Origin of the sequence: Chryseobacterium formosum, assembly GCF_026460885.1 — a bacterium.
In the GTDB taxonomy this organism is placed as follows: domain Bacteria; phylum Bacteroidota; class Bacteroidia; order Flavobacteriales; family Weeksellaceae; genus Chryseobacterium; species Chryseobacterium formosus.
The window spans coordinates 316873-331013 of record NZ_JAOVZW010000001.1 but is presented as its reverse complement, the minus strand read 5'-3'; the positions used below and the strand labels follow the sequence as shown (position 1 = coordinate 331013).

At 33.3% G+C, this 14141-nt stretch carries 15 protein-coding genes and 4 tRNA genes; 10 read left to right on the top strand and 9 right to left on the bottom strand.

Annotated features, from left to right (window positions below):
- The first annotated feature begins 1 nt into the window (after position 1).
- Genes OF897_RS01595 through OF897_RS01585 form a run of 3 tightly spaced genes read left to right on the top strand, consistent with a single transcriptional unit; the run spans position 2 to position 1382 of the window.
- On the top strand, positions 2-286 hold the full coding sequence (locus OF897_RS01595) for a 2TM domain-containing protein (protein WP_267263939.1): 285 nt from the start codon (positions 2-4) through the stop codon (positions 284-286).
- Between the two features lie 26 nt (positions 287-312).
- Complete coding sequence (locus tag OF897_RS01590) at positions 313-585, top strand: 2TM domain-containing protein (protein WP_267263938.1); 273 nt, start codon at positions 313-315, stop codon at positions 583-585.
- Positions 586-638: 53 nt separating this feature from the next.
- Positions 639-1382 (top strand): LytR/AlgR family response regulator transcription factor, encoded by a 744-nt coding sequence (locus tag OF897_RS01585; protein WP_267263937.1) that lies wholly within the window; start codon positions 639-641, stop codon positions 1380-1382.
- 57 nt (positions 1383-1439) lie between these two features.
- Here OF897_RS01585 and OF897_RS01580 read toward each other — a convergent pair whose 3' ends face one another.
- The 3 genes from OF897_RS01580 to mnmA all read right to left on the bottom strand — a co-directional run bounded on the left by OF897_RS01580 (position 1440) and on the right by mnmA (position 3585).
- The gene (locus tag OF897_RS01580; RefSeq protein ID WP_267263936.1) at positions 1440-1637 is read right to left on the bottom strand and encodes a hypothetical protein; all 198 of its coding nucleotides are present in this window, start codon (positions 1635-1637) and stop codon (positions 1440-1442) included.
- A gap of 70 nt (positions 1638-1707) precedes the next feature.
- On the bottom strand, positions 1708-2019 hold the full coding sequence (locus tag OF897_RS01575) for a hypothetical protein (protein ID WP_267263935.1): 312 nt from the start codon (positions 2017-2019) through the stop codon (positions 1708-1710).
- Positions 2020-2397: 378 nt separating this feature from the next.
- Entirely contained in the window at positions 2398-3585 is a 1188-nt protein-coding gene (gene mnmA, locus OF897_RS01570) for a tRNA 2-thiouridine(34) synthase MnmA (protein ID WP_267263934.1), read from the bottom strand.
- A gap of 152 nt (positions 3586-3737) precedes the next feature.
- On the opposite strand from mnmA, the gene OF897_RS01565 reads away from it, so the two are divergent.
- The gene (locus OF897_RS01565; protein WP_267263933.1) at positions 3738-4265 is read left to right on the top strand and encodes a hypothetical protein; all 528 of its coding nucleotides are present in this window, start codon (positions 3738-3740) and stop codon (positions 4263-4265) included.
- A 228-nt stretch (positions 4266-4493) separates the two neighbouring features.
- On the opposite strand, the gene OF897_RS01560 is transcribed toward OF897_RS01565, so the two are convergent.
- Positions 4494-7025, bottom strand: coding sequence for an ATP-dependent Clp protease ATP-binding subunit (locus OF897_RS01560; protein ID WP_267263932.1), 2532 nt, complete (start codon positions 7023-7025; stop codon positions 4494-4496).
- A gap of 150 nt (positions 7026-7175) precedes the next feature.
- Here OF897_RS01560 and OF897_RS01555 point away from each other — a divergent pair, with 150 nt between their 5' ends.
- From OF897_RS01555 to OF897_RS01535, 5 genes are all read left to right on the top strand, one after another.
- Entirely contained in the window at positions 7176-7400 is a 225-nt protein-coding gene (locus OF897_RS01555) for a uroporphyrinogen decarboxylase (protein WP_267263931.1), read from the top strand.
- Complete coding sequence (locus OF897_RS01550) at positions 7400-8506, top strand: glycosyltransferase (RefSeq protein WP_267263930.1); 1107 nt, start codon at positions 7400-7402, stop codon at positions 8504-8506. Before OF897_RS01555 ends, OF897_RS01550 begins: the two co-directional genes overlap by 1 nt.
- A gap of 117 nt (positions 8507-8623) precedes the next feature.
- The gene (locus OF897_RS01545; protein ID WP_267263929.1) at positions 8624-9043 is read left to right on the top strand and encodes a SufE family protein; all 420 of its coding nucleotides are present in this window, start codon (positions 8624-8626) and stop codon (positions 9041-9043) included.
- Positions 9044-9045: 2 nt separating this feature from the next.
- A complete protein-coding gene (locus tag OF897_RS01540; protein WP_267263928.1) occupies positions 9046-10011 on the top strand; it encodes a glycosyltransferase family 9 protein in 966 nt (321 codons plus the stop codon).
- Positions 10012-10014: 3 nt separating this feature from the next.
- A complete protein-coding gene (locus tag OF897_RS01535; protein WP_267263927.1) occupies positions 10015-10899 on the top strand; it encodes a glycosyltransferase family 2 protein in 885 nt (294 codons plus the stop codon).
- A 51-nt stretch (positions 10900-10950) separates the two neighbouring features.
- Here the strand turns inward: OF897_RS01535 and OF897_RS01530 are convergent.
- From OF897_RS01530 to OF897_RS01510, 5 genes are all read right to left on the bottom strand, one after another.
- Positions 10951-11025: transfer RNA gene (locus OF897_RS01530), tRNA-Val, on the bottom strand.
- Positions 11026-11055: 30 nt separating this feature from the next.
- Positions 11056-11130, bottom strand: a tRNA-Val gene (locus OF897_RS01525).
- Positions 11131-11160: 30 nt separating this feature from the next.
- Positions 11161-11235 (bottom strand) — tRNA-Val (locus OF897_RS01520).
- A gap of 30 nt (positions 11236-11265) precedes the next feature.
- Positions 11266-11340 (bottom strand) — tRNA-Val (locus OF897_RS01515).
- Positions 11341-11382: 42 nt separating this feature from the next.
- Positions 11383-12627, bottom strand: coding sequence for a bifunctional folylpolyglutamate synthase/dihydrofolate synthase (locus tag OF897_RS01510; RefSeq protein WP_267263926.1), 1245 nt, complete (start codon positions 12625-12627; stop codon positions 11383-11385).
- Positions 12628-12799: 172 nt separating this feature from the next.
- Here OF897_RS01510 and OF897_RS01505 point away from each other — a divergent pair, with 172 nt between their 5' ends.
- Positions 12800-14140: a TolC family protein gene (locus OF897_RS01505; RefSeq protein ID WP_267263925.1), complete on the top strand. Its 1341-nt coding sequence runs from the start codon at positions 12800-12802 to the stop codon at positions 14138-14140.
- The last annotated feature ends 1 nt before the right edge of the window (position 14141 follow it).

Genomic DNA, 14141 nt, shown 5'->3' with positions numbered 1-14141 from the left:
CATGAAAATCAACCTTGAAAACCTAAAGTATAAACATGCTAAGAGTAGAATGAAAGAAATAAAAGCATTTTACATTATGCTTACTGGTTGTATTTTATTGACACCTTACTTAATTTTTATCAACATGAAAGTTAATCCAGAATTTCAATGGTTTTGGTTTCCAATATTTGGTTTTGCGGTAAGTGTTTTTGGATATGCATTTTATCTTTTTATAGGTAAAAATTGGGAAGAAAAGAAGATAAAAGACTTACTGGAAAAAGAAAAAATAAATTCAAAATCACTTTAATTAATAATCAATAAAAACTTAATACAATGGACTATAAAAACGCAAAAAACAGAGTAAAAGATTTAAAATCATTCTACAAAAACTGTATGTGGTTCGGAATCGTTGCCGGAATTATCTTGCTAAGAAATTTCGTAAAGTATATAGAAACGGATCATGTTTTCCACGGTTCAATTATCTTAACAGTTTGGGGAATTATTTTAGCAGTAAAAGCGGTAAAACTTTTTATTTTTGATGCTGAATGGGAAAATAAAATCATTGAAAAAGAACTTCAAAAAACTAAAAAGCCGATTAATTTTTAAAACTGAGAAGATTTAATTAATTTTATCTGAATTAATGCTAAAAACCTAACTCAATGATCAGAACTGTCATTATCGAAGACGAAAAACCTGCAGCAAGAAAATTAGAAAGAATGTTGAGTCTTTTTCCTGATTTGCAATTGGTTGCGAACCTCGAATCGGTAGAAGATGCAGTAAACTGGTTTTCAGAGAATGAGCATCCACAACTTATCTTTTCTGATATTGTTCTCGGAGATGGACTTTCATTTGACATTTTTGAGAAAATTTCAACAAAAGCATTTATCATTTACACAACCGCTTTTGATCAATATACTTTGAAAGCTTTTAAGCTTAATAGCATCGATTACCTTCTGAAACCCATTATGGAGGAAGATCTTGCGGGAGCGATTGAGAAATTTAAATCATTTATTCCTTCAGATCAGTCTGTGAATTCTGATGATATTAAACAACTTATTAAGAAAGAAAAATCTACACTTTCAAGAATTCTGGTAAAGATTGGGTACAATTTAAAAATTGTTCAGACACACGAAATCAGCTGCTTTTATAGTGAAAACAAGATTGTTTATCTGCAAACTCAAGATAGGGTTTATCCTTCAGATTTTACTTTAGATGAGCTTACCGAAGTTCTTGATGATAATAAGTTTTTCCGCGTCAACAGGCAGTTTATTATCAATTCAGATTATATCAAAAATATTCATACTTCACCTAATTATAAAGTGGAGCTCAATTTTCAGCCAAACGAAGAAATTACTGTTAGTCGGGAACGTGTAAAAGATTTCAAAGACTGGTTGGTGAACTAATTTATTTAAAATCAAAAAAAAAGGCTTAAATCTCTTCAAACCTCTCTTATTGTAATTTTAAATTTTATTTTTCTCCTTCTGACCATACTTTTCGGCTGTAAAATAAGTTATAACAACCAGAATAATACTCAAAGTCAATCTTGAATTTTCAGGATGTACAATTTCCTGATAAAGATTGTAACCTAAAACCGCACATGTAATTGCAATTAAAAACTGGTAAAGAGAAGTGTACTGATGCGTAAGAATAGTTTTCATAATAGATATTTTTTATTGTTATTTACTAAGTAAGTATCACAACTTCAAATATGTTACAAAAATCTTCAAACTATCTTCTCGCAGGATTTCTCATTGAGACCTTTTTGTCATGTTTAAAGTCGTTTGAGATATACTTTGCATACTGTTCTCTGGTAAGAATTTTTTTAATTCTTGCGTCGTAAGCTTTTTGGCTTAATCTTTCTTTTGAAAGAGCATCAATTCTTCTTTGTTGAGCCTGTGTCAATCTCAATCCTGAAAAGTTTCCTTGAGTTTGATAAATTTCAGTTCTATCGTTTCTGTCGTTTCTTACGTCTTGTTTTCTTTGTTGTGCATCTGTAGCGAATGCGATAAATAAACTTGCTACTAAAACTAACTTTTTCATAATTTCTAAATTTTAAAGTTTGATATATTGTTTGTATTTCTTACTTTAAAACCATCAATAGATATGCCCGAAAACGCCATAAATGAAGGCTTATAGAAGTATAAGCTTTTTGTATCGACGAATAATAAAATTTTGTCGACTAATGAAAACTTTCTTTTTTTAAGGAGCTAATTCCCGCTTTCACTACTCGCTTTTTCGTGTTTTTCTGCGCGGCGGCTTTGCCGCCGCGCAGAAAAACACGAAAAGAGCTCAAACATGCGGTTCAATCGGGGCTAATAAATTGCGACTGCCATAAAAAATAAACGTCATAGGTTTTAGAAATCTATGACGTTTGAGTTTATTAAAGTTTGTCAAACAAATGACAATGTAAAAATGATATTAAGCAATTACACCACTTCCAATCAATTCATCATCAAGATACCAAGCTGCAAACTGACCTTCTGCAATGGCTGATTGTGGATTTTCGAATTCCATGTAGAATGCATTTTCAAACTGATAAATCGTTGCTTTATCCAAAGCCTGTCTGTAACGGAATCTTGCCATTACTTCCATTGATTCTCCGTTTTGTAACCTTAGATCTTCACGAACCCAATGCAATTCAGAATTATCGATTTTCAAAGCCTTTTTATGCAATCCTGGGAAACTGTGGCTTTCACCAACAAAGATGATGTTGTTTTCCATATCTCTTGATACGATAAAACAGCTTTCTTTATGTCCGCCAATTCCTAATCCTTTACTTTGTCCGATCGTGAAAAATTGGGCACCTTGATGCTTTCCGATTACTTTTCCGTCAGCTTTTTTATAATTAATTTTTCTGCTTAAGTATTCTAACTCTTCCTCTTTAGATGCAAAAGCCGGAGTTTCCTGAGCAAAAAGTGGAGAATCTTTGAAAATTTCAACAATTTCTCCTTCTTTCGGAACCAATTGTTGTTGTAAAAACTGTGGTAAACTTACTTTTCCGATAAAACACAATCCTTGAGAATCTTTTTTATCTGCCGTAACCAATTCCATTTCTCTTGCTATTTCTCGTACTTCAGGCTTAGTTAGTTCACCAATCGGAAATAAAGCTTTAGATAATTGATCCTGACTTAATTGACATAAAAAGTATGACTGATCTTTATTGTTATCCTTTCCTGCCAAAAGATGGAAAATTTCCTTTCCGTTTTCATCAAAAGTAGAATCTACTCTCGCATAATGTCCTGTTGCTACTTTATCTGCACCTAAAGACATTGCAGTTTTCATAAAAACATCAAACTTTACTTCTCTGTTGCACAAAACATCAGGATTAGGAGTTCTTCCTTTCTGATATTCATCAAACATGTAATCAACGATTCTTTCCTTGTAAAGTTCGCTCATATCAATTACCTGAAACGGAATTCCAAGCTTTTGAGCTACCATTAAAGCATCATTGCTGTCTTCAATCCACGGACATTCATCTTCCAATGTAACAGAAGCATCATTCCAATTTCTCATAAAAAGAGCTACGACTTCGTGCCCTTGTTGTTGCAGCAAATACGCTGTAACACTCGAATCTACGCCTCCTGAGAGGCCTACTACTACTTTCATTATTTCAATTTTACGAAACTCTTAACGGGAGTTCTTAGTTGAGCCGCAAAATTACGATAATCCTTTTCACAAAAAAAATGATAATTTTATGGATTGATAAAAACGATAGCAGCATAAAATCGTTGTTTAAATGTTCACAAAAAAATATTAATATGAAAAAACTGTTTATTTCTTCACTTATCCTGATTTCCGGATTATCATTTTCTCAAGTTGCAGTAGGAACACCAACCACTGAAACCAAGAAATGGACTTTTGGAGGAGGTTTAGGCGTTGGTTTTGGAAGCAATTCTTATTTTAATCTTCAGGTTGCACCAAGAGTTGGATATCGACTGACAAACGATTTGGAAGCGGGGTTAATTGGAAGTGTTTCCTGGCAGACTTCAGATTTTTATAAATCGACAATGTTTGGTTTTGGTCCTTTCGTAAATTATTATTTCGCAAGATCTTTCTTTGTGAGTGGAAATCTGCAGCATTTTTTCATCAATTATGAAGATAAGTATTACGATTTCAAAAATAATCAGCAAGAAACTGCTTTATTTTTAGGAGGAGGTTATATGCAACAAATCGGAAATAATTCTTTTATGCAAATCGGTTTGATGTACAATGTTTTGTATAAAGAAAACAGCAGTGTTTTTTCCGGTGGATTGATTCCGAGTGTGGGTTTTGTGGTGGGACTTTAATTTTTTTTAATCCCACAGATTTCACAGAAGATTGAGAATGAAATTGTTGAGGATTTTATTAAAAAGTCCACTTATTCTTAAAAAACATTTTCCTCTCGCAGATTGTGCTGATTATGCAGGTTTTTAAAAATATAATCCATGAAAATCTGTGTCATCCGTGGGAGTTATTTTAATAAAAAAAGCATCGGAATTATCCGATGCTTTCATTATTTTATTTTAAAAAATTGATTATTGAGAAGATTTCTCAGCAGACTTTTTTGTCTTCTGGGTTTTTCCTTCCAATCCGTCTTTAGCTTCATTTAGACCTAAAATTACGGTTTCACCTTCAGATAATTGCTTGTTAACCAACATCTCTGCCAACAAATCCTCAATATATTTCTGAATAGCTCTCTTCAATGGTCTTGCTCCAAAATCTTTATCCCAACCTTTTTCAGAGATGAAATCTTTGGCTTCTTCAGTTAATTCAACTTTGTAGCCTAGTTTATCAAGTCTTGTATAAAGTTTGTTTAATTCAAGATCAATGATTTTTTTAATATCATTTTGTTCAAGCGAGTTAAAGATCACAATGTCATCAATTCTGTTTAAGAATTCCGGTGCAAATGCTTTTTTAAGAGCGCTTTCAATAGTACTTCTTGCTCGCGAATCTGTATTTGTTTTCTTAGCATTGGTTCCGAAACCTACACCATCTCCGAAATCTTTAATATCTCTTGTTCCGATATTTGAAGTTAGGATGATAATTGTATTTCTAAAGTCAATTTTTCTTCCTAAACTGTCGGTAACGTGACCTTCATCCAAAATCTGCAAAAGAATGTTGAAAACATCAGGATGCGCTTTTTCAATCTCATCTAAAAGAACAACTGCATAAGGTTTTCTTCTTACAGCTTCTGTTAATTGTCCACCTTCTTCGTATCCAACGTATCCTGGAGGCGCTCCAACCAATCTCGAAACCGCAAATTTCTCCATGTATTCACTCATGTCAATTCGAACCAGTGCTTCATCAGAATCAAAAAGTTCTCTTGCCATTACTTTTGCTAGCTCAGTTTTACCAACACCAGTTGTACCAAGGAAAATAAATGTTCCGATTGGTCGGTTTGGATCTTTCAGGCCGGTTCTGTTTCTTTGGATAGATTTTACAACCTTTCTTACTGCATCTTCCTGACCAATCACTTTCCCGTTCATATTATCGTCCATCTGAGCTAGTTTATCCAACTCATTTTTACCGACTTTCGTAACAGGAACGCCGCTCATCATAGAAACTACTTCAGCAACACTTTCTTCAGATACAACCTCTTTTTTCTCTTTTACATCTTTATCCCACTGATCTTGTGCAGAATTCAGCTCCATTTGCAAACGCTCTTCTTCATCTTTTAGTTTTCTTGCTTCCAGATAGTCCTGAGCTTTTACAGCTTTCTGCTTCAATTCTTTAATTTCGTCAATTTTCTTTTCGAAATCAATGATAGCAGTAGGAACTTTCATGTTTTTAATGTAAACACGAGATCCCGCTTCATCCATCGCATCAATTGCTTTGTCCGGTAAAAATCGGTCTGTAATGTATCTTGATGTCAAATTGACACAAGCTAAAATTGCTTCCTCAGTATAAACTACATTGTGATGCTCTTCGTATTTATCTTTAATTTGATTCAAAATCTGAATCGTTTCATCGATAGAAGTAGGCTCAACCATTACTTTCTGAAATCTTCTTTCTAAAGCACCGTCTTTTTCGATGTATTGACGATACTCATCAAGAGTTGTAGCACCAATACATTGAATTTCACCTCTCGCCAAAGCTGGTTTAAACATATTTGAAGCATCTAAACTTCCTGTAGAACTTCCCGCTCCAACAATTGTATGTAGCTCATCGATGAATAAAATTACGTCACGGTTCTTTTCAAGTTCCGTCATAATTGCTTTCATTCTTTCTTCAAACTGACCACGGTATTTTGTTCCGGCAACCAAGCTCGCCAAATCCAAGGTAATTACTCTTTTGCCAAAAAGAACTCTTGAAACTTTTTTCTGTTGAATTCTTAAGGCTAAACCTTCAGCGATGGCAGATTTACCAACTCCAGGCTCACCAATCAACAACGGATTGTTTTTCTTTCTTCTTGATAAGATCTGAGAAACTCTTTCGATTTCTTTTTCACGTCCGATTACAGGATCTAATTTTCCGTCTCTTGCCAAAGAAGTTAAATCTCTACCAAAGTTATCCAATGTAGGGGTTTTACTTTTCGCAGAACCAAGATTACCTGTAGGTTTTCTCATCTGCTCAAATTCTTCTCTGTCGTCATCGTCATCGTAAGCCGAATTTTGTGGGGCTTCTCCGGAATTTTTTAGCATCGTTTGATATTCTCTCGAAACTCCTTCATAGTCGATATCGTAAGCTCCCAAAATATTTGAGGTAGGATCTTCATATTTGTATAGAATGCCCAAAAGCAAGTGAACGGTATTAATTTCGTTGCTTTTATATTGTCTGCACTCTAATTCTGCACGTTTAATGGAATGATCTGCCATTTTAGTGAATGAAATATTGGTGACCTCCTCAGAAATAGGATTTAGACTTGCTGTATTTAAAGTTTCAATTTTTCTTCTGATTTGTGTTAAATCGGCATTCAGCCCTTGAAGGATTTCTTTTGCAGAGTTTTCTGTTTTTATAATACCTAAAAGTAGATGTTCTGTATTAAGAAATTCACTTTTCAGCCGCTTAGCTTCATTTTTGCTTTGTTTGAACACTTGGCTCAAACCTTGTGAAAACTTATAATCCATAATGTATCTCGTTAGAAAAAAAGCAGTATTACTTTTAATCAATATCTAAATTACAAATATTTTACCAAAAAACAAAGAATGACTTTATGGCAGATAAATGTTTTTTATCTTATTGAAAATGACTAAGTTTGTCTTCCTCAAATTTTTCTAATGAGTTCCGAAATTACAAATTACATCGGTTATGCCGCTTCAGTTTTTATTGTTTTAAGTTTCATCCTTAAAGATTTAACCAAAATCAGGATTGTCAATTTGATTGGTTGCATCTGTTTTGTCGTTTATGGTATTTTTAGCGGAATGCTTTGGCCGGTAATTATTCCGAATGCAATAATTTGTTTCGTACAGGTGTATCATTTACTGACTGCAAAGAAAAAGTAATGAATCGAAAAAAAATCATTACTTCCGCATTCAGTAATCTTTATACAGACCAAAGAATCGAGAAAGTCTGCCAAACTTTACATGAAAATGGTTATGAAATTGAATTAATAGGAAATAATTGGGGCGGAGAAGAAAAAATAGAACGCCCGTATCAATTCTCTAGAATTTCTCTTGTTTCTAAAACTTTGAAAACTGCTTATTTTGAATTTAACTGGAAATTATATTGGGAACTGTATGGAAAAGTAAAAGAAAATCAAAATGTTATTCTTCATGCCAATGATTTGGATGCGCTTTTACCCAATTATTTGATTTCAAAAAAATATAAAATTCCCTTAGTTTTTGACAGTCACGAAATTTTTTCTGAAATGCCTGCAGTTCAGGGCAAAATGTCACAGAAATTGTGGAGATATTTACAAAATAAGATCGTTCCGAATATCGAATTCATGATTACCGCAAGCGGAAGTTATGGAAAATGGTTTCAGAATAAATATGGAATTCAACCAATAATTGTTCAAAATGCTCCGAGAAAAATAGATTTCACGATTGAAATTCCGGATAATCAACCTAAAATATTATTGTATCAAGGCGCAATTAATCCCTTTCGTGGAATTGATAAAGCCATTTTGGCAATGCATCATCTCGAAAATGTTATTTTTAAAATTGCTGGCGACGGTCCGAGAAAGAAGGAATATGAAGACTTAGTTATCAAAGAAAACCTTCAAAATAAAGTTGAGTTTTTAGGGAAATTATTGCCTGAAGATTTAAGAAAAATTACTGTTATTGTTGATTTGGGAATGAGTATTGAAGAAAATGGTGGCGAAAGTTATCTATATTCGCTCCCCAACAAAGTTTTAGATTGCATTCAAGCTCGAGTTCCATTAATTATGGCAAATTTGCCGGAAATGTTAAACATTAAAAATCAGTTTGATGTCGGAGAAATTATTGAAAATCATCAACCTGAAAATATTGCTGCAGCAATTCGTAAAGTTTTAGATAAAGGAAGAGTAAATTATCAACCTGAGTTGGAAAAAGCTTCTGAAATTCTTTGTTGGGAAAATGAAGAAATTAAATTGCTCAATGTTTTCGAAAAAGCTTCTCAAAAATAAGGCATTAATTTTTCCCCATAAAATTTATGCCTTTAATAGCCTTATTATTTCAATAATATCTCAGTGAAAAATTTAAGTTTCTAAATTTAGTATCTTTGCTGAAATTAATTGTTTACAATGACCATTAAAGAAAAACAGCAGGAAATAATCGATGAATTTGCCTTTTTGGAAGACTGGGAGCAGAAATATGAATATGTTATTGATCTTGGTAAAGAATTAAAAGGTTTGTCTGATGACAAAAAAACCGATGAAAATCTAATTAAAGGCTGTCAAAGTAAAGTTTGGATTGATGCTGAATATAAAGATGGAAAACTGTTCTTTAATGCAGATTCAGATGGAATTTTACCAAAAGGAATTGTTTCTCTTTTGGTAAGTATTTACAGTGGCCATTCTATGCAGGAAATTCTTGATTCTGATTTTGAATTCATCTCAGAAATCGGTTTACAGGAATTTTTATCGCCTTCCAGAGCCAATGGTTTAATGGCAATGACCAAACAAATTAAATTTTACGCTGTTGCTTATCAACTGAAATCATAGTTTTGACCAGAATTTTAGCATACCGTTTTTCCGCTTTTGGTGATGTTGCAATGACAATGCCTGTTTTTCGCGAGTTTTTAGAGCAAAATCCCGATGTGGAAATTGTAATGGTTTCACGTAATAATTTCGAGAGCTTATTTGCTGATATTCCGAATGTTATATTCCATGGAATTGATCTGGATGAATACAAAGGCTTTTTAGGAATCAGAAGATTAGGAAAAGAATTATTAAAACTATATAAACCAGATTATGTTGCTGATTTGCATGATGTAATCCGTTCTAAGATATTAGATAAATTGTATGTAAGAAAGGGTTTAAAAGTTTTTAAAATAAATAAAGGCAAAGAAGAAAAAGAAAATCTTACGAATGTCTGGAATTTAGATAAAGTTCAGCTTAGAAAAACGGTAGAACGTTATGCAGATGTTTTTCGTGATATGGGTTTTAAACTTGAACTTTCACATCAGTTAAGACCTCAAACTATACAAAAATCGGGAATTGGTTTTGCGCCATTTGCTCAGCATAAAGGAAAAATGCTTCCTTTGGAAAAGTCTTTCGAGTTGGTGAAAATTTTAGCACAAAAAAACACGATTTACTTTTTCGGAGGCGGGAAAAAAGAAGCTGAAACCCTTGAAAGTTGGGAACAGCAAATTCCAAACACCAAAAGTTTAGCCGGAAAACTGAATCTTTCTGAGGAACTGAATCGAATTGCTCAACTTGAAGTGATGATTTCGATGGATTCAGCTAATATGCATTTAGCCAGTATTGTAGGAACTAGATGTGTTTCCATTTGGGGTGCAACTCATCCTTATGCCGGGTTTTTAGGATTCGGACAAAGCGAGGGCGACGTGGTACAAATTAAAGATCTTACCTGTAGACCTTGTTCGGTGTTCGGTGACAAAGAGTGTTTCCGTGGAGATTGGGCATGTTTAGAGGAAATCAATGTGCAACAAATCATTGATAAAATTTAGCAGATGAAAATTTCTGTTTGTATTCCCATTTATAATTTTGATGTAAGAGAATTGGTTTACGACCTTAAAAAGGAAATAAAAAACCAATCAATCGATGCAGAAATTATTCTTATTGATGATGCTTCTGAGGAGAATTTCAAACAAATAAACAAAGAACTTAATGATCGAGTAGGGCAATTTGTTTTACTTGAGAAAAATGTAGGCAGATCTAAAATTCGAAACTTATTTTTGAAGCACGCAGATGGTGATTATCTGCTATTTTTGGATTGTGATGTCAAAATAGATAATGAAAATTTTCTGACGAACTATTTAAAGGAAATTGAGCGAAATAGGGGAGTTGAGGTTGTATATGGTAATTTCAAAATTGATTTAACGTATTCAAAAACTTTACGAAACCGATATTCTGTTGAAAAAGAAATTTTTTCTGTTGATAGATCATCCGACTTTTCACTTCTAAAAACCGTAAACTTTATAATTAAGAGAGATATTTTTAAGAAATTTCCATTTAATGAACATTTGGTAAATTACGGTTACGAAGATTTTGTATTTGCTAAAACTTTGGAGTTTGGCAATGTGAAGTTTTCAGCAATTCAAAATCCTGTCATTCATGTTGATGATACTTCCAATGAGGTTTTTTTAAACAAAACTGAAACAGCTATTAGTTCTCTTTATCAGCTTTACCAAAATTCTGAAAATGAATTATTCATTAAAGACATTAAGGTTTTCAAAGTCGCAAAAAAAATCATAAAATTCGGGTTGAAGAATGTATTTCTAAATTTCTATAGTTTACTTGAGACTAAAATTAAAAAGAATTTACTTTCCGAAAATCCGAATCTTAGCTATCTGGATTTGTTTAAACTGGGATTATTGTTGAAGAAAATAAAATAAATTTTAGAATATTTAAAACAAAAAAATCTCCCAATAAATTGAGAGATTTTGTGGGCCCTGAGGGATTCGAACCCCCGACCCTCTGGGTGTAAACCAGATGCTCTGAACCAACTGAGCTAAGAGCCCTAAATTTTTTAAAAGTTTTAGGAACTTTTGTGGGCGATGAGGGATTCGAACCCCCGACCCTCTGGGTGTAAACCAGATGCTCTGAACCAACTGAGCTAAGAGCCCTAAATTTTTTAAAAGTTTTAGGAACTTTTGTGGGCGATGAGGGATTCGAACCCCCGACCCTCTGGGTGTAAACCAGATGCTCTGAACCAACTGAGCTAAGAGCCCTAAATTTTTTAAAAGTTTTAGGAACTTTTGTGGGCGATGAGGGATTCGAACCCCCGACCCTCTGGGTGTAAACCAGATGCTCTGAACCAACTGAGCTAATCGCCCTCTGCAACGTTACCGTTGTTTAGAGTGGTGCAAATATACGATTTATTCGGAAATCTCCAAATTTTTTTCTAAAAATTCTCCTACGACAAAGTTACTTCCGCCAATGAAAATCATTTCTTCGTTGGTACATTCTTGTTTTGCAGAAAGATACGCATCCTGTACGGTTTCAAAAATTTTGTAAATTATTTTTGCGTCAATTAATAAATCTTCATAATCTTGAGGGTGTCTTCCTCTGTTTATTGATGGTTTTGCAAAATAAAACTCAGAATTTTTAGGAAGTAAAGTCATTACTTCATCGATTTTTTTATCATTGACGAAACCTAAAATAATATGTTTGCGCTTTTCAATAGAATTTAGCTGCGAAAAAACATATTCCAAACCGGCTTGATTATGTCCAGTGTCACAAATTGTCAAAGGATTTTGGGAAAATTCGAACCAACGACCGATAAAGCCGGTATTTTTGTGAACATTTAGAAGACCAATTTCTATGTTTTTATTGGAAATCGTGAAGTTTAATTTTCTTAATTCTTCAATTATGCCTAAAACAACTTTAATATTTTTTTCCTGATAATTTCCTTTTAAATCTGATTTTAGCCCGGTTTTAAGTAGAGTAGCGTTAATAAATGGTGCATTTTCATTATCAGCTTTAGTTTTAATGATATTTTTTACCGTTTTATTATCGTCTCCAAAGATAATCGGAATATTAGCTTTGATAATTCCTGCCTTTTCGCCTGCAATCTCTTCAATCGTATTTCCTAGGATGTTTTGATGATCTAACTGTACGTTTGTAATTGCAGTAAGTAAAGGCTTAATAATATTGGTTGAATCTAATCTTCCACCCAAACCAACTTCAATAATTGCTACATCTACATTTTGTTGAGCAAAATACTCAAATGCCATAATAGTTGTAAACTCGAAAAAAGAAGGTAAAATATCTCCCGGAAGTTTTTTTAGTTTTTGAATAAATTGATAGACAAACTCTTTATCACAATTTTTACCATTTACTTTAATTCTTTCGGTAAAATCAATGAGATGTGGAGAATTGTATAAACCAACTTTGTAATCAGATTCCTGAAGGACAGAAGCCAGCATATTGCTTGTAGAACCTTTTCCGTTTGTCCCTCCGATGTGAATACATTTTATTTTATCTTGCGGATTATCAAAAAAAGCACAAAGTTTTGTGATGTTTTCCAGTCCCGGTTTGTATGCTTTTTCACCATCAATCTGATAATTTGGAGCCTGAACGAAAAGCCATTCTACAGCTTCAAGATATTGTTCGTTTGTCATGCCACAAAATTCTCAAAACTTTCATTAAAATGAAACAATAATTTTCTAAATCTGTAACTTTTTCAAAATCTTAGCGTCTAATGTGGAAAAAGAGAATTCAAAATCGTCGCAGTAAATTTTTTTTATGCTTTAAAGTAGTGATGATGTTGATTAAAAACATAAATATTTCCTTATGAAAAGAGTTTTGATTGTAGTTTTGGGATTAGCCTTCGCAGGAATTAATGCTCAGCAAAAATGGTCTTTGCGTGAATGTGTAGACTATGCAGTGAAGCACAATCTTCAGGTGATTCAAAATGAATACTCGAAACAGATTCAGGATTCTAATCTTAAGATTGCTCAAAGGAATTATCTTCCGTCTGTCAATGCAAGTGTGGGAAATAATGTGAGTTTCGGGCAGGCTTCTTTGGGAACGGGAAGTATTAGAAACGACAGATTTAGTAATAATGCTAATCTTTCTGCAGATATTTTACTTTACAACAACGGAAGACTTGAAAAAACAATTAGAAAAACTCAATTCGATGTAGAAGCAAGTCAGTATGATATTGAGACCATTCAAAACGATATTTCTCTTCAGATTGCACAACAATATTTAACAACTTTGCTAAATAAAGAAATTGTGAAAATTTCCCAAAGTGCAACTGAAAATGCCAAAAAACAGTTAGACAGAGCAAAAATCACGACAGAAGTTGGTACAACAGCTCAAACTGTGAAGGCGGAAGCAGAGGCAGCTTGGGCAAGAGAAAAACAAAATCTTAAAACGGCAGAAGTAAATGTTGGAAGAAGTTTATTTGCGTTGGCGCAGTTGCTTCAGTTAAAAGATTATAAAGATTTTGATGTGATGGATGTTGAGGTTTCTGAAAGCTTAACGCCACAATTGCTTGCAGTAGAAGATGTTTTAGAAAAAGCTTACGAAAACCAACCCCAAATAAAAGCTGCATTAAGCAGAATAAAATCGGCAGAAGCACAGACTGAAGTTACCAAGACATCTTTTTGGCCAACCCTTACTGCGAGTATAGGTGTAGGAACTTTTTATAATAATCTGCTGAATACAAATAATGTAGGAAATGAATTTTTCTACGTAAAAGAAGGTGGTTTTTTCAATCAGTATAAAGATAACTTTGGGCAACAAGGCGGAGTAAGTTTAAATATTCCAATTTTCAATAAAGGAATTACGAAACTTCAGGTGGAGCAGTCAAAAATCAATGAAAATATTGCTAAAACAACTTTAGAACAGCAAAAACTAACGGTAAGACAAAATGTACAACAGGCTCAGTTTGACGCTGATGCAAATTACGAGATTTATCTTGCTGCAACAGAAGCCGAAAAAAGCACAAAACTTGCAATGGATTTTGCAGATAAGAGCTATGCTGCAGGCCGTACAACAATTTTTGACTTGAATATTGCCCGAAATAACTACGCCAATGCTCAAGGTTCTGTGCAACAGGCGAAATTTAACTATCTTTTCAGTCTTAAATTATTGAATTTCTATTCAGGAATTCCGTTAAGTTTGTAAA